Annotated in this window: 1 pseudogene; it reads right to left on the bottom strand. The window is 46.7% G+C overall.

From position 1 onward, the window contains the following. Positions 1 to 623 (bottom strand): annotated as a pseudogene (locus tag ACFIKD_RS09730) (hypothetical protein); the annotation flags it as partial. Positions 624 to 638 lie beyond the last annotated feature (15 nt).

Below are 638 nucleotides of genomic sequence, written 5' to 3'. Positions count from 1 at the left end.
CTCGTAATTCCATTCGTTCCAGCATAACCATTTCCGCCTTTGGCGATTCCTAGATGTTCGTCTGTTGCTAAACCAAAGTTTCCACCTGTACCTCCAGCGCCACCAGTGCCTGAATAGAAGGTAGTCGTACTACCACCAAATCCCGTGTGAGATTGATAGGCAGAAACACCCCCACCCCCCTTTCCTCCTGTAGCGGTAATAAAATTCTTTCCAACGGCTGTTATTCCTCCAGACTTACCTGTTACAGTCCTCCCTGAAACAGAATCTCCTCCTTTACCAATAGCGATATTCTCATGACCCTTTAAACTGGCTTTATAGCCATACCATACCGTACAACCGCCACCGCCGCCACCGCCTCCTAAGTAATAAGAATAACCACCCCCACCACTGCCGCCGCCACCCCATGCTTGGATTTCGACTTTTGTGTTATCCGTTACCCAGTCTGGCCATTGAATTTTTCCATCTTGCGTATACAGTAATTCAGCATCAGCAAGAGCCGGCCAATTCGTGATTTTATCGGTCAAATCTTTTTTAAGACTCTTTATTTGTGACAAAATGGCGGCATCCACTTGTGATTTGGTATAAATAAGGTCACCATCCACTTTCAGCGGTCCTTTCAACATGCTTCCCGTTGCACT

Origin of the sequence: Bartonella sp. CR84HXZ (genome assembly GCF_042194535.1) — a bacterium.
In the GTDB taxonomy this organism is placed as follows: Bacteria; Pseudomonadota; Alphaproteobacteria; order Rhizobiales; family Rhizobiaceae; genus Bartonella; species Bartonella grahamii.
This window is presented reverse-complemented; position numbering and strand designations above follow the sequence as displayed.